This is a genomic window from Thermogutta sp. (assembly GCF_039793925.1).
Lineage (GTDB): Bacteria > Planctomycetota > Planctomycetia > Pirellulales > Thermoguttaceae > Thermogutta.
Genome location: NZ_JBAMME010000379.1, coordinates 50,139 through 71,093 on the forward strand (window position 1 = coordinate 50,139; position 20,955 = coordinate 71,093).

A 20,955-nucleotide genomic window follows, 5' to 3' on the forward strand; every position below is an offset into this window, starting at 1 on the left:
TGAAAACCGGGCTGCAGCAAAATGATGAGCTTGTGGCTAAGCTTCGTTCTTATCGCGGTACTGAACCTCGCCCTGGGAGTGGCCACCGCTATCTATTTCCGCCGTTACATTGACATTCTGCGGACCACCCCAGAAAACTCCGGCGACGGTAATATCATAACCAGAATCCAAACGAGTGATGGTGAATCACCCCCCGAGTCAGCCGCGTCCAACCAAGTCTCGTTGCTCTCCAAGAATGGGTCGTCGCCAAATTATGATAGGGAAGAGTCACCCGGCGCGACGGACGATATTTCGGATCCAGAAAATGGCGACGGTCGCACCGATCAGATTTTCGATGGTCCCGAGGTGTCAGAAACTCTTCCCACAGGGGAATCACAACAAAACGGAGAGATCTTCGCAGCAGGAGTCAGCTCTCAAGGTGCGACGAGCGTCGCACCCCACACTCATGATGCGCCAACGGACGAAGAGAGTTCCCGACCCACCGGCACAACGGAGGCACAGGAATCAACACTTTCACCCGCGTCTTTCGGATTGGGCAGCTTAGATGATTCGGCGAGCGAGGTCGATGCTCTTTCAACCGACGAACCCTCTTCCTCTCCAGTGCTTCAACTTCTCCGGCAGACGGACAGCGTGATCGATCAGCTCCGTCATCTGCATGACCAGCTCTTCGGTCAATCGCCCGTTGATCGGGAAGCCCTGGCGTCGCTGCTGAGCGGGGTCGAACCGATCATCGAAGAGCTGATTGGAGAGTACCATCAAGTCCTCCCTGATATCGTGAATGCGGACTCCAATCCGCCTCCCGATGAAATACTTTCTCACCTGCATGAACAGGTGCTCGCATTGCAACAGGCGGAAGTCCGGCTCACAAGCATCGATCTGCGGGGTGACTTCCACGCCACTTTGAAAGAGGTCCAGGGAGAATGCAGCCGTGTGCTGGGATCCGTTCATGGATTGCGCGATGCGCTGGAAGCCGTTTATGCCCACGAGACAGCCACCAGCGATGCCCCACCCGCGCTAACGTCTCCCGTTTGCTTCGACCCGCTCACCGGTCTTTTCAATCGGGTTGGCCTGGAAAGGTTCTTGCAAACGCACACGCTGACCAGGCTGGCCAGAGATCGGTTGACGGCCGTGCTGTTTGATCTCGACCAGTTCGCAAGGGTCAATCAACGGTTCGGTCATCGCCTGGGTGACCAGACCCTGGCCGCTATTGCAAAGGTTTTCCAACAGGCTTCCCTGCGGCAGGCCACGTGGGTGCGTTATGGCGGTGATCAATTCCTCCTTCTGCTGCGTGAGACAGATGCTCGGCAAGGTGTCCAACACGCAGAGCAACTGCGGCAACACTTTGAAGTAGCCCAATTTGCGATCGCCAATGACACGGTCCATCTCACACTGTCTGCCGCGGTGACCGAGTTACGCAACGACGACACCTCCACGACCATATTTCTGCGATTGCTGGAGACGCTCAAAAAGGCCAAACGCGCCGGAGGCAACCGAACGTTCGTCCACAACGGCCAGGCACCCAGCCCAGTGGTTCCGCCCAATCTCCAGGTAGAGGAGAAAACTTACCAGGTGTTTGCCCCCACGTCCACGGCAGAACAGGCAGCCGCCGTGGAAGAGGCGTTCCGTCGCGGGTGAGGTTGCCCCCGCTGCTCGAGGTACCGGACGGACAGGCAGTCGAATCCTGGCCCGGGATGAGCGGTTACGCGATCCGGGTGTGGCGGAGTGCTTCGCGCGGTTTTCCTGCTCACTCGAAATGGTACACTAACGGTTAGGCCGGGAATGACTGCCACGCAACCGCCTGGGTGTACGGTGTCGAGTTGCCCTCGGGTGGTGGGTTGATCAGCCTAACCCAACGCGTCGGTCAGCTCCGGCTCCTTTGTACGAGCAATTTCCATCCGACGACAGTTTTCTTCACATTAGGTGAGCTTTGCATCCATGAACGACTCTTGGCCCTCTCACCCCGACAACGAGCGCTATCCCGAAGACCGGCGGTCGCCCTGGTGGGAAGACGCAACTGGGAATGCCCCATTGCGTTCCGACGACTCTGCCTATCGTGAAGCGGGGATACCGCGTGAACCGGAGGTCATTCGGGCAGAGTTTGCGCCACGGCCTCCCCAGCCTTCCCGGGCCAGGTGGATTGTCCCTCTCATCCTCTTTGTGCTCACATGTCTGAGCACGTTCGCGGCGGCTCAAGGATTTCAGAGGCCCCTGGAAGGACTGAAATACTCGATCTGTATCATGGCTGTACTCCTTTCACACGAGATGGGCCACTTCCTCCAGGCCCTGCGCTACGGTGCACCGGCGACACTGCCGTTCTTTTTGCCCATGCCGTTCTCCCCGATTGGCACATTCGGGGCGGTCATCGCCATGGACACTCGTCGCCTGGATCGCCGTGCTCTGTTTGATATCGGGATCACCGGGCCGCTGGCGGGCCTCATTCCCACATTGGTTTTCACCATCGTGGGGATTCAGCAATCCCAGGTGGTTCCGGTTGTTCGGGGCCCAGCTTTTATGGAATTGGGAGAGCCGCTCCTTTTCACCTATCTGACACAGTGGATTAAAGGCCCCCTGCCCGAGGGTTACACCCTCCTTGTGGGCCCAATGGCATTCGCCGGCTGGGTGGGCATGCTCATTACGGCTCTCAATTTAATTCCCATCGGACAACTGGACGGCGGGCACATTTTGTACGCCTTATTAGGGAAACGGGCCAACGCTTTCGGGCTTTTCCTGCTTCTGGCTGCGATTGCCGCGGTGGTCATCTTCGGCTACTGGGGATGGCTCCTGATGATCTTCCTGCTGGGGCTGTTGGGACCAGAACATCCCCCGACCGCGAACGACGAGGCTCCGCTCGGCTGGGGACGTGTCATTCTAGGCTGGTTGGTTCTGGCTTTCATCATTGTGGGATTCACCCCAGAGCCGTTCAAATTGTAAATCTTTTTTACGAAAATTGGGTGAGGGGATTCCTCGCTCCCATGCAGGTAAAAAATGGGAGACGATAGAACTCACGCGGGGAGCGCCCACCGAAAACACTCTCACAACGGCACCAGGGTGGTCCGGGAGCTCCGGTTCCGTACACACGGCAGTGCGCGCCGCAAGACGTCCCCCACCTAAGTTGTGATGAGACCGAAAAAAGCACAAGCCCGGCAGCGTCGCGGGAAGCGTCATTTAGCGTTATTCCCGAAGGAGAAGAAATGATGGGCGGGCGCAGCGAGGATGTATCACCCTCTGGGAAGCGGCGGTTTCGCCGTCCCCTTGGGTTGCGCATCATCGGCGGGGAATTCAAGGGGCGGCGTCTCCAGTACAGTGGGGATTGGTCCGTTCGGCCGATGCGTGACCGCGTTCGCGAGGCCGTTTTCAACATCCTCCGCGAAGCCATCCCCGGAAGCGTGGTGCTCGATATCTTCGCCGGCACCGGTGCCATGGGCCTGGAGGCCCTCAGCCGCGGGGCCTCTTTCGCCTACTTCATTGAAAAGGATCCCGTTGCCTGCCAGTTTCTCCGCAAAAACGTCTCCCACCTGGGAGTAAACGACCGTGCCGAAATCATCCCCGCCGACGTGTTCCTCTGGTGGAAACATCATACCACGTTTGCGACTCAGCCCCATGTGGCTTTCTGCTGCCCGCCGTACGAACTGTACAGCGACGCGCCGGACGCAATGAGGGACCTGATCACCGGATTAATGCGGGAATTACCATCGGACAGCGTCGTTGTTGTGGAGGCCCACGACCGCTACGATTTTTCCCAACTTCCTTTTCCCGAACGATGGGACGTTCGCACCTACAGGCCCAGCCGGATCGGGTTCTTCTGGAAGGAATCCAGCGGCGACGATGCGGCCTGATGGGGACTCATTCGAAGCTGAAGAAGACGCAGCCACCCACGCCCGCCTCCGCGGATTTTCACGCCGCCCATTCCGCCATGGAATCAACCGACGCACGTCTGTCGCGGGGGAAGCGATTCGGGCAGTGTTTCGACAAACCGCCGGATGGCGTCCCGCACGTCTCGATAGATCTCGAGAATCGCTTCCTCGTCAGTCAGTCCCTGAGCCAAACGCGGGGGATCGGGAAACGCCACATGCAGCCGCGTGGTGCTGCCGGGAAAAACGGGGCAGTTTTCCGCGGCGTCGTCGCACACGGTGATGACGTAATCGAAGGAAATGTCCAGTACCTCATTGAGATGTTTGCTGCGATGGCCCGAAATATCGACCCCCGCTTCGGCCATGACCCGAACTGCCCATGGGTTCAGCCCCTGCGGTTGCACACCCGCTGAATGGGCTTCGATGACGTCACCTTTCAGGTGTCTCGTCCACCCCTCGGCCATTTGACTGCGACACGAATTGCCTGTGCAAAGGAAGAGAATCCGCAACCTGGAGTTACGGTCAGTCTGCGTCACTCTCGATCTCCCTGAGTCATCATTCGGGAATGAGACATCAACCGGCCACTTCGCAAGCGGCCGCCGTCCGCCTGGCAATAAGCCATTCCGCAAGTTCCCCCATGCCCTGACCGGTTTTTGCGGACACTTCAAAAACGGAAGCCTGAGGATTCAATCGGGAAAGGGTCTCCCGCACGCGCTGGGGTTGAAATTCGAAATAGGGAAGAAGGTCCACTTTGCTGATGACCACCGCCTGCGTCGACTGAAAAACGGTGGGATATTTGATGACTTTGTCGTCCCCTTCTGGGACGCTCAGAATCACAATCCGCAGATTCTCGCCCAGGTCGAAACCGGCCGGGCACACCAGGTTGCCCACATTCTCAATAAACAGCCAACCTCCCCGGGAGAGTGGCAGGCCATCCAGCGCTGCCGCCACCATGTTGGCGTCCAGGTGACAGGCTCCCTCTGTGGTAATCTGGACGACGGGCAACCCTCGGGCGGAAAGCCGATCAGCGTCCACTGTCCCAGCCAGGTCACCTTCAATGACCGATATCGCTCCATTGCTGTTGAGGATCGAGGCAAGCGACTCAATGAGAGTCGTCTTGCCGCCACCTGGCGAGCCCAAAATGTTGACCACGAACACTCCCGCTTGGTGAAAGAATCTCCGGTTGGCCGCTGCCAATTGATCGTTTGCCTTTAAAATTTTTTTTGCCGCTACGATTTTCATGGAGCTCGTTCCTACCTCAAGGGATTGAGGAGCCGCAAAGTTATGAGCCTCATTGGCCTCAGTGATGTACTTCTGCCCGGCGACCCCATCGCATGAGGAACCGAATCCAGCTTTCCGAGGTTGCCGCTCATGAGCAAGCTCCTCCCTCGGGACCACTGAGCCCGGGCGCCATCATCGGAACACAAGATTCGGCCGTGAGAGACACCGCCTCGAGGCTCCTGGGAATTCCGATGACAAGCGGCTAACCCTCACCGTCCGGGCAACTGCCGTCTAAATTCACATCCGTTGGCCCGGGATTTCCGGACTCCGCCTCTTCGTCCAATTCTATCGACTGGAGCAACAAATCGCGTCCCCCTTCGATGAGCACGTCATCACTTTGACACCTGGGGCAGAAGAGGATCATTTCGCTCAGTTCGGACACCGCTCCGCACTGACGGCAACGGCAGACCGCCGCTGTCTCGTGGACGACAAGCTCGCAGCCAGGTCCCAGGACGTCCGGGCTCAAGACCTCGAAGGCAAAACGAAAAGCCTCGGGCACCACGCCAGAGAGCTTTCCAATAACCACCTCCACCCGCCGGACTCGCCCGCTCACACCACAGTCGCGAACGTGCTCCTGAATCGATTGGAGGAGGGACTCTACGATGGCCACTTCATGCATGGAACAATCTCGTCCGGCCAACTCTCAAGTGGCCGCCAATTGAACGCGAGCCCTCTCCAGGCGATGGGCGAGCAACTTGGCGATCTCCCGTGTCAACCGGTAACCGACCATCGGATCCCGATCGCACAGTTCCCGTAACGGCTTGGCCTTAATGGCGATGACTTTGGTCGGTTTGGAAGTCGTGCCGATGGCAGTCGTTCGATACGGCTCAATGAGGGCCGACCACACCAGGATGTCGCCGGCCACCAAAGTATCTACCGTTCGCTTCTCACCGTTACCGAGTTGATACTGAATCTGCACCTCTCCTTCGACAATGATGTTGAGATAGTCAGCCGGATCGCCCTCATTGAAAAGCTGGAGTCCGGCAGGATAAGACCGCTCCTCGGCCATCATGGCGATTTCCTTGAGAGACTCCTCGCTGATTTTAGCAAAATACGGATAGCGGCGCAGCATTTCGGGCGAGACCATTGTTCCGGCTCCTTTCGACCAGGTGGTTCAATTACATCGAGAGGCAACTGGCGCGCGGTGGGCACTCCCTCCCGGGTGCGATCTCCCAATCGCTCGCTTCTGCGCAGCCCATTATAGCACCTTTTGAGCTGGAACGGCACCACCCGTTAGACGGCAGCCCGCTCGTTGCGTTGGTCTGACATTATGCCGATGATGGCACTTGGGAAGCGGGTCGACAACGCATTTCCACCATCCCACCGCCCAGGTGGCCATGGAGATCGCTCGGGCTGGAACCGACCCTCCAATCCAACGTTTGGAAAGGCGCGTTGCAACACATCCCATGGCGCTGCCGGCCAACCGCGGTTCCTGATTTCATTGCCGATCTGCCACAGGGCGGGTGAGAGCCTGCCACCGCCCCGATGACCAAGAGTGGGCATGTCGTATCTTGGAACGGTTCGACGTGGTCCAACTCTGCGCTGGAGCGTCAATCACCGGCCCGCCATCATCGGGAAAAGTTCGCGGATCATTGTGATGGCTGCGGGCCCCACGAGCACTACAAAGATCCCCGGGAAAATGAACAACACAAGTGGAAAGATGAGCTTGACAGCGGTCTTCTGAGCTCGTTCCTCCGCCATTTGGCGCCGGCGTGTCCGCATCGACTCGCTTTGAGCGCGGAGGGCCTGAGCAATACTTGAGCCGAATTTTTCCGCCTGGATGATGACCGCCGCCAGAGCCCGCATGTCCTGGACACCCGTGCGGACGCCCATCTCGTGAAGGACTTCGGCTCGGGGACGTCCCATTTGCAACTGGAGGTTGGCCAGCGCGAATTCCTTGGCGATCACCGGATGCGAACTGGCTAATTCTTCGGTGACTTTTCTCATAGCCTGGTCCAGACCCAGCCCCGCCTCAACACAAACCACGAGAAGGTCGAGGGCATCGGGCAGTCCGAGAAAAATCGCTTCCTTGCGTTTCTTTGCGATAAACCACACCACCAGATCGGGTAAATAAAACGCCAATCCTCCAATGATGACCGCGGATGTCGTCGTGCTTTTTGATAATCCCCACAAGCCCAGGCTCACCGAACCGCCCAGGACAAATCCCCCAAGAAGCGCTGCAAATTTGAGCCCCAGAAAGATTTGAACAGCGCGATCGCCACGGAAGCCCGCCTCTGCCAAGCGTTGCTTCAGCCGGCTCCTTTCCACTTCCGACTTCGGCTCCAGCGGCTTGGCCAAGGCCGGCGTCGCCTTTTCTAGAACCTCGGTGAGTTTGCTCGTAGAACGCTGTGCCAGCTCGTCGGACGTCATCCGTTTTCGGGGTGTTCGGGCGAGCTCTTGCAGTCTCTCGACCCTCCGCGGCTGGCGTCCGCTGAAAATTTCCAGCATCCAGAATGCCAGTGCCGCACACATCCCGAAAACCGCGTACGGCACAAGGACGGTAAAATCGAGACTCTGGGCGATGATCGTCAGCACATCCAGCATGGTGTGGGATCCGTATTTACAGTGTTGAATCGGTTTACAGGATGACGGAGCATAGTGGGAACAATTACACCTTGATATTGACAATCTTCCGAACAACCAGCGCCCCAATGACCTGCATGACAATGGCCGTGGCAAGCATTTTCTTGCCCAGTGGATCAGTGAATAACATCATCACATAGTCGCGATTGAGATAATAAACGGCCAGGAAAATAACAATCGGCAGCGCCATAAGAACGATTCCCGATAATCGTCCTTCACCGGTCAGGGCCTGAACCTGTCCCCAGATGTTAAAGCGTTCGCGGATGAGGCTGCTGATTCGATCGAGGATTTCCGCGAGGTCGCCGCCGGTCTGCCGTTGGAGGACGACAGCTGTGGCGAAGAATTTCAGATCCATGTTGGGGATTCGATCGGCCAGATCACGCAGCGACTCTTCCAGGGGAACCCCGAGGTTTTGTTCATCGAAGACCCGTCCAAATTCCTTCCCCAGAGGAGCCGGTACTTCTCTTGCGACCAACCCGAAACCAGACGCCAAGCTTTGCCCTGCCCGCAGGGACCGCGCCAGCATGTCGAGGGCTTCCGGCAGTTGTGCAGCAAAGGCTTTCAAGCGGCGTTTGCGTCGCCACAGGAGCCAGAGAATAGGCAGGCATCCCAAAGCTGGCCCCATGATCGCCCCTACCACCCACGGTAATCGAAACACGACCGTAGCCACCAGCGCTCCCGCCATCAACGCGAGGCTGATCAGCAACAACCGGCCTGGAGAAATCGGGACGTCCGCCTGCTCGATGAGCCGATAAATACTGGGGAACTGTTCCAGAAGCCGATCTAGGAAATTCTCTTTTTGCTGGATGCTTTCGGCGAGGATTTTTTGGCTGACTGGCCCTTCCTGACCGCGCTGGGGGCGGCGGGTGAACATCTCCAGACGCGTCTGCAAGCGGTCCTCCGACCGATGGCCAAAGAGCATAGCCGCTCCCACAACGAGGGCCGATACCCCCACAAAAACGGCAATTGCAATCAGAAGGGTTGGATGGACCATATGTCAACTCACTTGCGCATTGAATTCCCAGCGAAACGTAACGATTCGTTGGTCGATTTCCACGATCGCCGCGTCTTTTGCGATGACTCTCAGGCCTCCATCATCACCCGCTGGCGGAAGATGGTGGGCGGCAGCCGGATTCCCCGGGCCTCCAGACGCGGCATAAAGGTCGGGCGAACGCCCGTGGCTACGAACTTCCCATACGCTCGGCCTTTTTCATCCACACCGTCCTGCTCAAAGCGGAAAATGTCCTGGGTGATGATCGTATCCTGTTCCATGCCCACCACCTCCGTGATATGCGTGACGCGCCGCACACCCCCTTGGAGCCGGTTGGCCTGAATGAGCAAATTCACCGCGCTGGCAATTTGTGTGCGCATCGCCTTAAGTGGCAGCTCAAAACCGGCCATCATGATCATGGTTTCCAGGCGGGCGAGGGCATCCCGAGGCGAGTTCGCGTGGAGGGTGGTCATCGAACCCTCGTGACCCGTGTTCATTGCCTGGAGCATGTCGAGGGCCTCGGGACCACGGCACTCACCGATAATGATCCGCTCCGGCCGCATACGCAAAGCGTTTCGCACCAGGTCTGTGGCCGTGATGGCCCCTTTCCCCTCAATATTGGGAGGCCGGGTTTCCAGCCGCACCACGTGTTCCTGCTGGAGCTGAAGCTCGGCCGCGTCTTCGATCGTGACAATACGCTCGTTATTGGGAATAAAACTCGAAAGCACATTGAGCAGTGTCGTTTTACCGGAACCCGTACCACCAGCGATGATGATATTCAGCCGAGCCTTGATGGCACCTTCCAAAAGCATGACCATTTCCGGGGTGAGGGCCTTCAGGTTGAGCAAATCCTCCAGCTTGAGAGGATTCCGACCGAAACGCCGAATGGACACCGCCGGTCCGTCGAGCGCCAGAGGCGGGATGATCGCGTTGAAACGCGAGCCGTCCGGCATGCGGGCGTCCACCATGGGGCACGTCTCATCCACACGCCGCCCCACCTTGGAAATGATTCGGTCAATGATCTGAAGAAGATGCTCGTTGTCGCGGAATGTGACGTTCGTTTTCTCCAGTTTGCCGCGACGTTCTACATACACGTTTTTGGGACCGTTGATGAGGATATCGCTGATGGTGGGATCTTTCAGCAGGGATTCGAGCGGTCCGAGGCCGAAGGTTTCATCCAAAACTTCATCGATCAGCCGCTCCCGCTCTGAGCGATTGAGCATTGTGTTTTCGCTGTCGCAGAGATGCTCCACCAGAAGGCGAATTTCCCGACGGAGCACCTCCCCTTCGAGCTGGCTGATTTTGGAAAGATCGAGCTTATCCACCAGTTTGCTGTGGATCCGCTGCTTGAGCTCATCGAACGACAGGCGTGATTCCGACGTCCTCGCCGTTGGAGCCATCGGTCGCATCGTCGGAAGCTGACCCATTCGCTGCTTGACTCCTTCCGTCCACCTGATGAAACTCTGGCCGTCGACTATACGGGGCGGGATTCCGCCTACCACCCCGCAGAACCGCCTTCAACCACTCGCCAAAGCAACACCCGAAAGCGGAAGCCGTCCGGAGGGGCTGCCGCCTGGAGCGCCTCTTCTTAATTTCTCACACAGAAGAGAATCTCTTCCTTCCAGAAAAAACTTAGCTTATGTTTGGCAGCGAGACCCAGGCGATCGTAACGGTGATTTTCCCCACCACGGTCGACTGTAACAGAGCCCAACTTGGAGCCCGAGTGGCGGACGAGAGCCCCGGTCTTCGCCCCGCCCATCCGGAGCACCGATGCCATCGATCCAGACGTAACAAGAAATAGAACCGCCCCCATATTAGGGGGCGGTCGCTTTTTGCCTGTTTTACCGAGCGAATCGAATTTGTTACCAAAGATCGGAAATCACTCGGGCATCGGCGGATGTCCCGAAACCACCGGAACACCCACGTTGACCCGTTGGTCGAGCTGTTTCATCGCGTCGATGACGGTGTTGGTCCCGAAAGTCACACCCTGCGTAGCGGGACTGTTCTGGGTATCGGCCACGAAGAAATTCCGCAACTCGAGAATAGCCGGGGCTGTGAGGATAATCAGGGCCGCCGGTGCCAGGCAGAACAGAATCGGCAGGACGAGCTTGACCGGGGCTTTGTTAGCTCGGGCAAGGGCTGACTGCCGCAGAGAGACGCGGAGGTGATCCGCGTGATCGTGAAGCGAGCTGGCGAGCTGGCTGCCCAGTTGGGTTCCGCGGGTAAGCACAGCGGCGAGCTGACGAATCTCGGGCAGATCCACCCGTCGGGTCAGGTCCTCCAGGGCCAGCTTGAGACTGCTCACCTCAGCCTGGCGTTTGACGAGCCTGAGTTCCTCAGCCAGTGCAGGATAGGCCCCCATTTGGCCGGCCACATGTTCCACACTATCCAGGAGATTGAGGCCGCCTGTCAGACACATGCTGAGCATATCCACCGTGTCGGCCAGGCCGCTGCGAATCTCCTCGTATCGCGACTTCCGCCGAAAATACACGTAAAGTCTGGGAATAATCGACAGCACAACGCCCGTAAAAATTCCCACACCCAGAATGCGCCAGGTCCACTGGGGATCGGCCAGAATCGCACACACCCCGGCGATGATAAGCGGCGTGACCAGCAGCAGGAAGCGAAAGGCATAGATCGTGTTGCGAGCTGCCGGATGGTAAAGCCCCGCCTGTTTCAAAAGAAGCTGGAAATCTCGGCTTTCCTTGGCGGATTCTGGAATCTGGGCAGCCAGAGCCGGCGTTAAGGCGCCGAAGGCCCCGTCATCTTCCATATCGGGATCAATAATCGGGGGCTTTGGCGATAGGCTCTCGGAAACAACCTTTGCCCGCCGCCACAGCCAGATTTTTCGCACCAGCAGAGCGACGACAAAAACACTCAAAAAGGTCAGCAGGGAAAGTCCCCAATCGTTCCAGAAGGCATTGATCTCGTTCCACGCACCCAGGTCGATCGGTGTCATAGAGATGATCCCTCAGCAAATATGATGGGTAGAAAACTTTACTCGATCGTGTAATCTGGCGAGACGAAAAGCTATGCGAAATGCTCGGGGGTTCAATATTTCACCTGGAGAATCCGCCACACCCAGAACAGGCCCACAAGTTGCAAGCCTCCTGCGATCCCAAGCAACGTGGGTCCGCGGGGATGGGTGAGGAACTGCTGGACGTAGTCCGGCCGGGTCCAGCCCAGCACCGCCACCGCGATGAGAATTCCTATCGTCAATCCGAGCACCGAAAGCCGACTGCCCGCCGTGACTGCCTTCATATGCCCTCGGAATTCCGAACGCTCTCGTGCCGATCGGGCGAGCCGACTCGCGAGATTGGCGAGATCACCTCCCGTTCGCCGATGAACCAGGACTGCGGTCGCAAAAATCCGAAATTCAGGCAGCGGAATCCGGTAAGACATGCGTTCCATAACGCGCTGGGGTGAATGTCCCAGTTCTAGCTGGGTGGCACACCAGCGAAATTCGCTCTGAAGTGGACCTTTGCTTTCTTCAGCGGCGAGTACCGTGGCCCGCTCGAGCGACAGCCCGCTCCGCACAGCATCAGCAAACAACTCCAGGGTGGAGGGCAACTCCTTTCGCATCGCAGTGACGCGTCGCCACGCCCGGAACTTCCACCACATGAGAGGAATCACGGCACCCACCAGCGTTCCGAGCATCGCCAGCAGAAAATCATCGAACAGAACCAGGCACACAGCGGCACCCAGAACCGCGCTGGCTGCGGGAATCATGCTGGCCGTGGTTCGGTCCAGCGTGCTTCCAGCGGCTTCCAGAAGTTCGTAAAACCACCGGTCCAGCCGGGTACGGGCGGCTTTTTCTGGCGACACATAGAGAAGATCTGCGGGATCGAAATCTTGCTGGGCGTTCTGCCCGGAGAGCTGTTTCCCCAGAAAGCGCAGCGCAATCAAAAGCAGAATTCCACTGACGGTGGTGAATGTCAGAACAGGATACAGCCATTCATGCCATGGCATCGATGCAAACCTCCCTTTCAAGTGCGATTGCTCGCAGTTTCGATGAGACGCTTCGTGAAGAGTGACTCGGGAAGAACGATACCCTGCTCTTCCAGGCGAGTCAGAAATCGCGGGACGTTGCCGGTCGCGTAGAAATGTCCCTTGGCCACCCCGTCTTCGTCCACACCCTCCTGCCGGAAGCCGTAGAGCTCCTGAAGTTCATAATCTCCATTGTTGAAACCAATAATTTCCGAAATCCGCATCACCTTTCGCACCCCGCCCTTCAACCTCGCCAGGTGAACGACGAGGGTGACGGCCGAGGCGATGTACTGACGCACAATGGGCACCGGCAATTCGAATCCTGCCATGCCTACCATCACTTCCAACCGCGAGAGAGCATCGCGGGTATCATTGGCGTGGATGGTCGTGAGGGAGCCCTCATGGCCTGTGTTCATCGCCTGGAGCATATCGAGGGCCTCCGCGCCACGGACCTCGCCCAGGATGATTCTGTCGGGCCGCATCCGCAGGGCGTTGCGGACCAGATCGCGGGGGGTCACCTCACCGCGGCCCTCCGCGTTGGCGATGCGAGTTTCCAAACTCACCACGTGTTTTCGCTGGAGGCGTAACTCGGCCGAGTCCTCAATGGTCACAAGACGTTCGTCTTCCGGAATGAATGCCGACAGATTGTTGAGAAGAGTGGTCTTCCCGGAACCGGCACCTCCGCTGATGAGAATGTTGATCCGCCCTTCCACGGCCGCCTGCAAAAGTGTTACCATCTCCGGACAGATCGACCCCAGTCGGAGCAGATCGGCCATTTTGAGCCGTTCGTGTCCAAACCGGCGGATAGAGAGCACCGGTCCCCGTAGAGAAAGCGGGGGAATCACGGCGTTGACGCGAGAACCGTCCGGCAGCCGGGCATCCACCATCGGGTTCTGCTCGTCGATACGGCGGCCCACGCGGGACACGATCCGCTGAATAATCTGCAGCAGGTGTTCCTCGTCAGCAAACACCGTGTTTGTTTCCTGGAGGCGTCCGCACCTTTCCACATACACTTCGTACGGACCATTGACGAGAATATCCGTGACGTCCGGGTCCTGCATGTAGGGTTCAAGCGGCCCCAACCCGAACGACTCCGCCATCAGTTCGTCAATCAGGCGTTCCTCGTCGATGTTGCCGAGGAGTTCCGGTCGGCTGCGGAGGACGGCCTCTGTGAGGTTCCGCAGATGCCGGCGGAGTTGGTTTTCATCCATTTTGGCCAGCCGGGAAAGGTCGAGCGACTCGATCACCTCGCGATGCAGGCGGGTTTTCACCTTCTGGAATTCGGCTTCCCATTTTTCGCGCGGGTCGGAGATAGCGGATACCTCGCCACGGCCATTCCCAGGTGTCTCGCTCTGTCGGTAAAACAGGTTCATCATGGGTCGGTTTCCACTCTATTCAGCATGCCCTGATGTGTTCTCTCATGCATCCATCGGTGTGGCAGTTAGCCCAAACACCAAAACACCCCGCGTCGCTGTCACGGCCTGCCAGCGGAAGCGTGGGCCCCTGGCAAAGTCACCACCCGACCGTAACCCCCCGTTCCCACACTTGCCTGGCCGGGGAGGACGGCAGGATGGGGGGCCGGGGTCGGCGAGGCATTACCGGCACTTGCCCGAGCCGCCTCTTTTGCCCGTTTCGCAGCGCATTCCGGGCAGTCTTCTTCACTGGCGTCTTTATGGGACGAGCCATTGCTGTTGAGTGCGCCTGGGGTGAACGGTCGGGGTGCTTCTCCCTGAGCAACCAGCGTGGCGTTTTCCGCCTCGCGAATCTGCCAGCTCGCGAAAGTCACTTCCTGAACTTCACTGCCCCGCCAGATCTGAGCCGTCTTGGTTTCGGGTTTGGGAGTCTCGGACTGTGGCTGGAGCGGGGAAATCCCCAGCAGCGTGTAAATATTGACCAGGTTGGAACCCTCGAGCTGATCTGTTGCTACTGGCTGAGGTGAGGTGGTGCCGGTCGGAATCGCCGTGACTTCGCCAACTTCCGGATTATCTGTGGGAACTGCCGCCTCTTCCTGCTGACTACAAAGCACAACGCTCAGCGTGCCGTACTTTTCCGCCAAGATGAGTTTGTTAGCCTGTTCGGGAGTCACCGCCACGGTGATGTTCCGGAGATCGGTGGGCCGATCTTCGGCGGCCGGGAATCGGTTCCGACTCGTCGCCAGGACGCGAACCCGTCGCAGGAGTGTCAGAGTGGCCATCCCACCAAATTCCGGGCGATCGTTCTTGACCGTGAGTGTGATGTCCACAAGGCTTTCCGGCTGAATCATCCCGTTGACGGCTGCCTTGGCGTCCACGGCCAGCGTCACGGCGCGATAGCCGGGCGGCAATCGTTCGGATAGTAAGGGTACTTCGCCAACCTCATAAAGATCCTGCTCACGAATGGGTTGACCGGCAGGAATCGTCACTTTGGCCAGGCGGTAAAGGGCCCGAGACTTTAGCGTTAGGGCCCCTTCCGGTACCTTGTCGGCGGGTACGGGGACCTCTTCCACGTAGTCGTCGATAATCCGTGTGTACTGGCCGAGATTGTACTTGGCGACCACGATCTTGGTCATCTTTCTACCGGCCGTTCTGGCCTGCTGCTCGGCGGGTCGGGATAGATGCCGAACCACGTAGGCGGCCCCCAATCCCACCAAAATGGCCACCACGACGAATGTAACACCCGCGGGACTGACACGTTTCATGGAACTTCCTCTCCTTTGTTACAAACGAGCAACACAGCACGTGGCCTGTTTCTATTGGGCAACAACCTCACGCGTTATCAGATAAGAACGAAAAACCTCCTTAGACGCTCAACTCTCACCGAAGAAGAGTTTTTTCCGTATGTAAGCTCTCTTATCCGAGGTTTTGCCACTGTTATGAACGATCGTTGTGCAATTTCAGTGCCGATAGTCGAATGAAACATCAAATGAGCCAGCGAAAACTGTCTTGTGCCGGTGGGAAACCTCAGTACCATCCACCCCGCAGCAAAGCCAGCGCAACCATCAACCAGGTTCCCACGGCCAGGGGTACCGCGAACGGTAGGGCCTTGCGGCTTGAAACGTTAAACCTTCTCGACGGAGCGGCTCCGGCAGATCCGACATCGCCCGGCTGCTTCTGTCGTGTGCTGGGGCGCACAAGTTCTTCCAGCGACTTTCCGGTCACCAGGCAGACCAGGCTGAAAATCGATCCCACGACGACACCACAGGCAAACGCGATGAGGAGTCCTCGCGGCCCCAACCACGACCCCAAAGCCGCAAGCAGTTTGATGTCACCCATCCCTCCACCGCCGAAAATGTACGGCAGAATCAACAACGCTGCTCCCACTGCGAAGCCCGCCAGCGAGAATAGCCACCCCTGTCCCCCCGGCATGAGCGAGTGAAAACACAATCCCGCCACCATGGCGGGAACCGTTAGGACATTTGGAATTCGCCGCTCCCGCAGGTCTGTGATGGCCGCCCAAAAAGTCACCAGAAGCACCGCAATCGCCACAATGAGAGAATCCAGCATGTTCAAAGAAGAGACCTCCCTAAAATCGGAAGAATAGTTGGTTTTGGGAAAAAGTTTTCAATGGCCGTTGGTAGCGTTTTCTGCGGCCAATGCCCTTCTCATAAGTTCCGGCCGCGTTCTATGTTCTGGGCAGCGTCATCGTCCTGCCAGCTTCCCCAACTCCCTGCGCAGGGCAGGCCGTCCGGGGCGTGGGTCTCGAACGACTGGTCCACTGATAAGACAGCGCCACAGATGTCACCGAGCTCGTCGATGACCCCATCCCGAAATGCCGTGTAGGCCCCGACAACTCCCAGCACAAGAAGCGTGATGAGGATCACCCACTCGAACGTGAGGACGCCGCGTCGGGCTGCACGGTCTTGAGTGAGTGGCTTGCGTTTCCTCAATTGTGTGGACCGAGAGTTTTCAAGATGGCTCTTCTGGAACCATTGCCAAACCTGTGATATGGCCATCCCCATAAAGCCTCCGGTTGTCAAGCAAAAACGCGTCGAAACTATGTTTGCATGCGATACTTCAGGAAAACATGTACCCGCTGTGTGTTGCCTCAAGGCAACAGAAGTCCGCCGGTCACGGAGTGGAGCACGTGCCCACAGGGCCTTGATCAGGGCGACCGGTCGTAGGACGGTTTTGCTCACCGGCACACTCGGGTAACGAATCGGTGAAACTGAAGGCATTGCCCCAACCTGTGTCGTCTGCGGATACCGTGTACGATTGGTCAATGTGCACCAGGGCCCCCACAACGTCCCCCAGTTCGCTGATGACCGCATCCCGAGCAGCCGAAAGACCGCCCACTATCCCGATCACAATGAGCGTGATGAGCAGAATCCACTCGAAAGTCAAAACTCCGTCGCTTTGCCGCACATGGCGCCACATCAATCGAATCACTTTCATACCTGCTCTCCCAAGCTAAGCCATCTGTACGCTGAGTCAATCTCAGAAACACTCGTACGCAATTTTTATTCCACGATTGTCAGAATGACGGTTCAAAATTCCGCTCTGCACAATTTTCGGTTGATTCATTCGTAAAAGAACGGGGCCTGTGTCGCAAATAAAAACCGGCTCCGGGGTGATCACACCACGCGGAGCCGGTTGTTTCAGTGACGACGGAAAGCTCGACAAAGCTGTCGAGGCCTTCAGCCTATGGCTGGATCACAGGCTCGGATCTTCAACGTCGTCGCCACAAGCACCGATGGCGCCCTGATCCTGAGTGAGATCACCGGTGGCCAGGCGACCCTGATCCATACCAGCGGAATCGGTGTAGGACGAGTCGGACGCACCATCCACCACGCAGTCAGGCACTTGCACATCCCACGGATGGGCGATGTAATAGGACTGGTCGAGGGAGATCATGGCCTCGACGACGTCGCCCAATTCCGTGATCACGGCATCGCGGACCGCACTGAGACCGCCGACTACACCGATCACCAGGACCGTGATGAGGAGGATCCATTCGAAGGTCAAAACGCCTTCTTCCTCCCGCCAGATACGAGACAACACGCGCTTCACCCTGTCGCTCCTTATACTGAGGACCAGAGGAACTAACTAGCTGTCGGTCCACCGCAGACCGACCCGACAAGTTTTCATCCTGTGTCCCATCGATGGGATGACGTCTTGCCCAATACGCTTTAGCAGAGTCCGTGCCAAACTCCAACAAAATGTGCCCAAACAGACAGAATGCGGCGTAATACGCGAGAATTCGCAGCATTACAGGGGTAATCCGCGTATGATTCGCCTCCCCAGAATTTTGCGCAAGCGAGATGGTGTTCCAAGCTTGAAACACCCAGCTTGAATGCGTACAAGAGTCATGTTGTGCGTTTGAAACACGAAGACGCTTTCGCTTCACTGTGAAATAGGATCAGTCGCCTGAAGCACCAGCAAAAGGAGCCCTCCATGAAGCGTCTATCTTTGGCCTCGACTGCATTCGCAATCGTGGTGGGATTGTCTGTGCACATCTGCGCCCAGCAAACTGCACCGACCTGGCCCAGCCTTCCCGTTCCAAGAATTCGGGGAGAATCGATCGACATCACGTTTGCCGCGGACACGGCCGGGTTTCAAGCGCTCAACCAGTGCCGTTTGACGCTAAGGGACGGCGTTCTCGTGGTAGAAAGTTTGGGAGAAGATCCCTATCTGGCGCGGACGCTGGCGATTCCCGCCGACGCCTGTGAGGTAACCCTGGAACTTCGGACCACGGTGTCCACCGGCGGGGCTGTGTATTGGACATGCGGTCGGTCTCCGCATTGGGGAGAAGACAAAGTCCGCCATTTTCCGGTCCAGGGGGACGGCCAGTGGCACGAGTACCGGGTGGAGATCGCTACTCCAGGCGGCCTGAGGCAACTGAGGCTTGACCCCGGTGCTGCGCCCGGTGTTTACGAGATTCGGCGCGTTCGTGTCACCGCTCTCAAAATATTGGACGTCGCCGTGGGAGAAGTTACCGTCACCCCCGAAAGCGTCCGTTTTGACGTTGCCAACAACACGAAAACGGGTGTTTCGATCATGGCGGGGGGCAAAAAAATGGAGATCCCGGCGGAAGATCACAGAGTTATCGAGGTTCCCCGTCGGCGAAGCCGGGTGCTGGAAGGCGTCGCCATTGAGATACAGTTTCCGGAAATGGAAAGAGGCCTGCGGCGAGTGGTGTGGGTTTATGACGATTCTCTCCCGGCCGATTGGATTGCGGTGCCGGGCGACCTCCCGCCAGACCTGCGTCTGGAAATATCTCCCCAGGACAACGCGGCACGCATTCGTCGGGGTCAGCACACGGTGGTCGCAATCGCCCCGATTGTGGCGCCTGCTACTTTGGAGGGACCGGGCTTCATCACTCGGGTTCCTGAACTTTCCATCAGCAATCAAGGAGATCATGTTGGCTTGGTCGGAGAGGGCGTCCGCGCCCAAATACACGTTGACAACGGCGAAGTCACATTCAACTTGGAAGCAACCGGGAACGTCGGGGACGAAGTGGAAGGACCGGTCGTGCGGCCCGTGGGACTTCTCCAGCAGGGATTGTTTGCCGGCCTGGAGTACCTCGGGAAAGGAGAACGGAGCTCTTCCACGCTGGATATCGAGACAGAAGAGCACGTACGTTTTGCCCCGGATCCGATCAAAGTGACGATGCCCCTGATGGCCTTCGTCACAGACCGGATAGGGGCTGCCCTCTCTTGGGAAGACATGCATTTGCAGCCTATCTATGCCACCCCAAACGTCTTCGACGGCACCGCTGACCACCGGATGGCGTTGCGCGGTCATCAGATCCATGCTGTTCTGCGAGTGGGAGACAGCCGACTGGAAGAGCAAATCCTCTGGGCTGTTAGGCGCAAGGGATTGCCCGACTTGCCCGAGCCACCTCGCGGTCGGGAGGCGCAGGAGCAACTTTGCCTTTGGGCGCTGACAGAGGGGCCCATCCGCAACGAAAACGGTTGGGGACATTGCGTGGAGCCCAATTGGGGCCGACGATTCCACGTGGATATGGTGTCCACGATCTGGCGGCTCTCAGGCAAGTTGCCGGAGGTTCCGGAACTCGTGCCCGGCGGAGCCCATCTACCCGATGAATCGGCCTGGTTCTTGACCGGCCGCGTTGAACAGTGGCTCCGAATGACGCAGAACCAGGTTGAAAGTATCCTCCAGCAGCAGCGGGAGGACGGTTCATTCCGTTATCAGGGACCCTACCAAAAGGGGCATTTTGAAGACACGGCCAGCGGCTACTGCGGACGGTTTGCAGTCCTCCTTCTCGATGCCGCCTATTTCACCGGGAATGAACGGGCACTTCAAGCGGGCATCAAGACACTGGAATACATGAAGCGATTTCGCACGCCACGCGGGGCGCAGACCTGGGAACTTTCTCTGCACACCCCTGACATTCTGGCTTCGGCACATCTGGTCCACGCCTACGTCCGAGGTTACCAGCTCACCGGAAACAGGGGGTACCTGGAGCTGGCACGCCGCTGGGCTCTGACCGGTATTCCCTTCGTTTACCTTTGGGGCGAATACCCGGTGATGCTTTATGCAACCGTCCCAGTCTACGGGGCGACCAACTGGCGGGCACCCAACTGGATGGGGCTTCCCGTGCAGTGGTGTGGCCTCGTTTATGCGTACTCCCTGACGCTCCTCGCCCCTTACGACAACACCCTCGACTGGCATCACCTAGCTGAGGGAATTCTCATTGCGGGGGAACAGATGCAGGTTCCTCGCGAAGAAGGAGATTACGCCGGGCTGCTGCCGGACTCCTTCCACATCCGTCTCCAGCGCCGCCAGGGTCCTTTCATCAACCCCTGCGCCCTCGTGAATCTGCGTCTGGCTCTGGACGGAAAGCCGCACCGATTGGAAGTCGCGGCGAACGACACGCACCGCGTGGTCTCACCGTTTCCCGTTAAATTGGAAGGCCAGCAGGCGATCATCCAAGGCCAGGCAGGTACACGCTACCAAATCGTGGTGGACGGGCGACGAGTTATTTCCGTGGATTCCCGCGGATCCGACGTTGTGCCTCTGGATTGATGGCAGCCCCACCCTGGAATAAGAGCAGGCCCCGGGGAGGGGAGCCCGGGGCCCTGTGACGCCGTGATGAGACGACGTCCTCGGAGGGGTTTTTCCGCATCGCCGGTAGGTGTACGACTTTTTTTCCTCCCACTTTATCGGTTCAATCCGCGGCGCGTGATCGCTATGTCCCGCGGACAGCCCGGCCACTCACGCGACTGCTTGCTGTGCGCAGTCTGATTGCTCTGTGGCAGCACGTTTACGGCGCCGCAGCCAGGCACCGGCTCCGACCGCAGCACGTCCGCTGGCCAAAAGTGCC

19 protein-coding genes are annotated in these 20,955 nt (G+C 58.2%); 4 read left to right on the top strand and 15 right to left on the bottom strand.

Annotated elements, in window-relative coordinates:
* Positions 1-21: 21 nt before the first annotated feature.
* From ABJK56_RS20845 to ABJK56_RS20855, 3 genes are all read left to right on the top strand, one after another.
* A complete protein-coding gene (locus tag ABJK56_RS20845; protein ID WP_347246621.1) occupies positions 22-1,635 on the top strand; it encodes a GGDEF domain-containing protein in 1,614 nt (537 codons plus the stop codon).
* Positions 1,636-1,935: 300 nt separating this feature from the next.
* Positions 1,936-2,931 (top strand): site-2 protease family protein, encoded by a 996-nt coding sequence (locus ABJK56_RS20850; RefSeq protein WP_347246622.1) that lies wholly within the window; start codon positions 1,936-1,938, stop codon positions 2,929-2,931.
* Positions 2,932-3,191: 260 nt separating this feature from the next.
* Positions 3,192-3,836 carry an RsmD family RNA methyltransferase gene (locus tag ABJK56_RS20855; RefSeq protein WP_347246623.1) on the top strand — a complete coding sequence of 215 codons (645 nt, stop codon included), beginning with the start codon at positions 3,192-3,194 and terminating at the stop codon, positions 3,834-3,836.
* 83 nt (positions 3,837-3,919) lie between these two features.
* On the opposite strand, the gene ABJK56_RS20860 is transcribed toward ABJK56_RS20855, so the two are convergent.
* From ABJK56_RS20860 to ABJK56_RS20930, 15 genes are all read right to left on the bottom strand, one after another.
* Positions 3,920-4,387: an arsenate reductase ArsC gene (locus tag ABJK56_RS20860; RefSeq protein WP_347246624.1), complete on the bottom strand. Its 468-nt coding sequence runs from the start codon at positions 4,385-4,387 to the stop codon at positions 3,920-3,922.
* 37 nt (positions 4,388-4,424) lie between these two features.
* Entirely contained in the window at positions 4,425-5,093 is a 669-nt protein-coding gene (gene hypB / locus ABJK56_RS20865; protein ID WP_347246625.1) for a hydrogenase nickel incorporation protein HypB, read from the bottom strand.
* Positions 5,094-5,334: 241 nt separating this feature from the next.
* Positions 5,335-5,751, bottom strand: coding sequence for a hydrogenase maturation nickel metallochaperone HypA (locus tag ABJK56_RS20870; RefSeq protein ID WP_347246626.1), 417 nt, complete (start codon positions 5,749-5,751; stop codon positions 5,335-5,337).
* Positions 5,752-5,775: 24 nt separating this feature from the next.
* Positions 5,776-6,219 carry a cyclic nucleotide-binding domain-containing protein gene (locus ABJK56_RS20875; protein ID WP_347246627.1) on the bottom strand — a complete coding sequence of 148 codons (444 nt, stop codon included), beginning with the start codon at positions 6,217-6,219 and terminating at the stop codon, positions 5,776-5,778.
* 467 nt (positions 6,220-6,686) lie between these two features.
* Complete coding sequence (locus ABJK56_RS20880; RefSeq protein WP_347246628.1) at positions 6,687-7,676, bottom strand: type II secretion system F family protein; 990 nt, start codon at positions 7,674-7,676, stop codon at positions 6,687-6,689.
* Between the two features lie 64 nt (positions 7,677-7,740).
* Positions 7,741-8,709 carry a type II secretion system F family protein gene (locus ABJK56_RS20885; RefSeq protein WP_347246629.1) on the bottom strand — a complete coding sequence of 323 codons (969 nt, stop codon included), beginning with the start codon at positions 8,707-8,709 and terminating at the stop codon, positions 7,741-7,743.
* 89 nt (positions 8,710-8,798) lie between these two features.
* Positions 8,799-10,115, bottom strand: a complete 1,317-nt coding sequence (locus ABJK56_RS20890) for a CpaF family protein (RefSeq protein ID WP_347246638.1) — start codon at positions 10,113-10,115, stop codon at positions 8,799-8,801.
* A 470-nt stretch (positions 10,116-10,585) separates the two neighbouring features.
* A complete protein-coding gene (locus ABJK56_RS20895; RefSeq protein WP_347246630.1) occupies positions 10,586-11,665 on the bottom strand; it encodes a type II secretion system F family protein in 1,080 nt (359 codons plus the stop codon).
* Between the two features lie 92 nt (positions 11,666-11,757).
* A complete protein-coding gene (locus tag ABJK56_RS20900) occupies positions 11,758-12,675 on the bottom strand; it encodes a type II secretion system F family protein (protein ID WP_347246631.1) in 918 nt (305 codons plus the stop codon).
* 17 nt (positions 12,676-12,692) lie between these two features.
* Positions 12,693-14,069 carry a CpaF family protein gene (locus tag ABJK56_RS20905; RefSeq protein ID WP_347246632.1) on the bottom strand — a complete coding sequence of 459 codons (1,377 nt, stop codon included), beginning with the start codon at positions 14,067-14,069 and terminating at the stop codon, positions 12,693-12,695.
* Positions 14,070-14,167: 98 nt separating this feature from the next.
* Complete coding sequence (cpaB, locus tag ABJK56_RS20910; RefSeq protein ID WP_347246633.1) at positions 14,168-15,370, bottom strand: Flp pilus assembly protein CpaB; 1,203 nt, start codon at positions 15,368-15,370, stop codon at positions 14,168-14,170.
* Between the two features lie 262 nt (positions 15,371-15,632).
* Positions 15,633-16,175: an A24 family peptidase gene (locus ABJK56_RS20915; RefSeq protein WP_347246639.1), complete on the bottom strand. Its 543-nt coding sequence runs from the start codon at positions 16,173-16,175 to the stop codon at positions 15,633-15,635.
* A gap of 98 nt (positions 16,176-16,273) precedes the next feature.
* Positions 16,274-16,624 (bottom strand): hypothetical protein, encoded by a 351-nt coding sequence (locus ABJK56_RS20920; RefSeq protein ID WP_347246634.1) that lies wholly within the window; start codon positions 16,622-16,624, stop codon positions 16,274-16,276.
* Positions 16,625-16,739: 115 nt separating this feature from the next.
* Positions 16,740-17,063, bottom strand: a complete 324-nt coding sequence (locus ABJK56_RS20925; RefSeq protein ID WP_347246635.1) for a hypothetical protein — start codon at positions 17,061-17,063, stop codon at positions 16,740-16,742.
* Positions 17,064-17,321: 258 nt separating this feature from the next.
* Complete coding sequence (locus ABJK56_RS20930) at positions 17,322-17,678, bottom strand: hypothetical protein (RefSeq protein ID WP_347246636.1); 357 nt, start codon at positions 17,676-17,678, stop codon at positions 17,322-17,324.
* Positions 17,679-18,062: 384 nt separating this feature from the next.
* Between ABJK56_RS20930 and ABJK56_RS20935 the strand changes: the two genes are divergently transcribed.
* Positions 18,063-20,657 (top strand): hypothetical protein, encoded by a 2,595-nt coding sequence (locus ABJK56_RS20935; RefSeq protein WP_347246637.1) that lies wholly within the window; start codon positions 18,063-18,065, stop codon positions 20,655-20,657.
* The last annotated feature ends 298 nt before the right edge of the window (positions 20,658-20,955 follow it).

Excerpts from the sequence above, each read along its gene's own strand:
- ABJK56_RS20845 (WP_347246621.1), top strand. The coding sequence starts at position 22 with ATGATGAGCTTGTGGCTAAGCTTCGTTCTTATCGCGGTACTGAACCTC.
- ABJK56_RS20850 (WP_347246622.1), top strand. The coding sequence starts at position 1,936 with ATGAACGACTCTTGGCCCTCTCACCCCGACAACGAGCGCTATCCCGAA.
- ABJK56_RS20855 (WP_347246623.1), top strand. The coding sequence starts at position 3,192 with ATGATGGGCGGGCGCAGCGAGGATGTATCACCCTCTGGGAAGCGGCGG.
- hypB (WP_347246625.1), bottom strand. The coding sequence starts at position 5,093 with ATGAAAATCGTAGCGGCAAAAAAAATTTTAAAGGCAAACGATCAATTG.
- ABJK56_RS20870 (WP_347246626.1), bottom strand. The coding sequence starts at position 5,751 with ATGCATGAAGTGGCCATCGTAGAGTCCCTCCTCCAATCGATTCAGGAG.
- ABJK56_RS20875 (WP_347246627.1), bottom strand. The coding sequence starts at position 6,219 with ATGGTCTCGCCCGAAATGCTGCGCCGCTATCCGTATTTTGCTAAAATC.
- ABJK56_RS20880 (WP_347246628.1), bottom strand. The coding sequence starts at position 7,676 with ATGCTGGATGTGCTGACGATCATCGCCCAGAGTCTCGATTTTACCGTC.
- ABJK56_RS20885 (WP_347246629.1), bottom strand. The coding sequence starts at position 8,709 with ATGGTCCATCCAACCCTTCTGATTGCAATTGCCGTTTTTGTGGGGGTA.
- ABJK56_RS20890 (WP_347246638.1), bottom strand. The coding sequence starts at position 10,115 with ATGCGACCGATGGCTCCAACGGCGAGGACGTCGGAATCACGCCTGTCG.
- ABJK56_RS20895 (WP_347246630.1), bottom strand. The coding sequence starts at position 11,665 with ATGACACCGATCGACCTGGGTGCGTGGAACGAGATCAATGCCTTCTGG.
- ABJK56_RS20900 (WP_347246631.1), bottom strand. The coding sequence starts at position 12,675 with ATGCCATGGCATGAATGGCTGTATCCTGTTCTGACATTCACCACCGTC.
- ABJK56_RS20905 (WP_347246632.1), bottom strand. The coding sequence starts at position 14,069 with ATGATGAACCTGTTTTACCGACAGAGCGAGACACCTGGGAATGGCCGT.
- cpaB (WP_347246633.1), bottom strand. The coding sequence starts at position 15,370 with ATGAAACGTGTCAGTCCCGCGGGTGTTACATTCGTCGTGGTGGCCATT.
- ABJK56_RS20915 (WP_347246639.1), bottom strand. The coding sequence starts at position 16,175 with ATGCTGGATTCTCTCATTGTGGCGATTGCGGTGCTTCTGGTGACTTTT.
- ABJK56_RS20920 (WP_347246634.1), bottom strand. The coding sequence starts at position 16,624 with ATGGCCATATCACAGGTTTGGCAATGGTTCCAGAAGAGCCATCTTGAA.
- ABJK56_RS20925 (WP_347246635.1), bottom strand. The coding sequence starts at position 17,063 with ATGAAAGTGATTCGATTGATGTGGCGCCATGTGCGGCAAAGCGACGGA.
- ABJK56_RS20935 (WP_347246637.1), top strand. The coding sequence starts at position 18,063 with ATGAAGCGTCTATCTTTGGCCTCGACTGCATTCGCAATCGTGGTGGGA.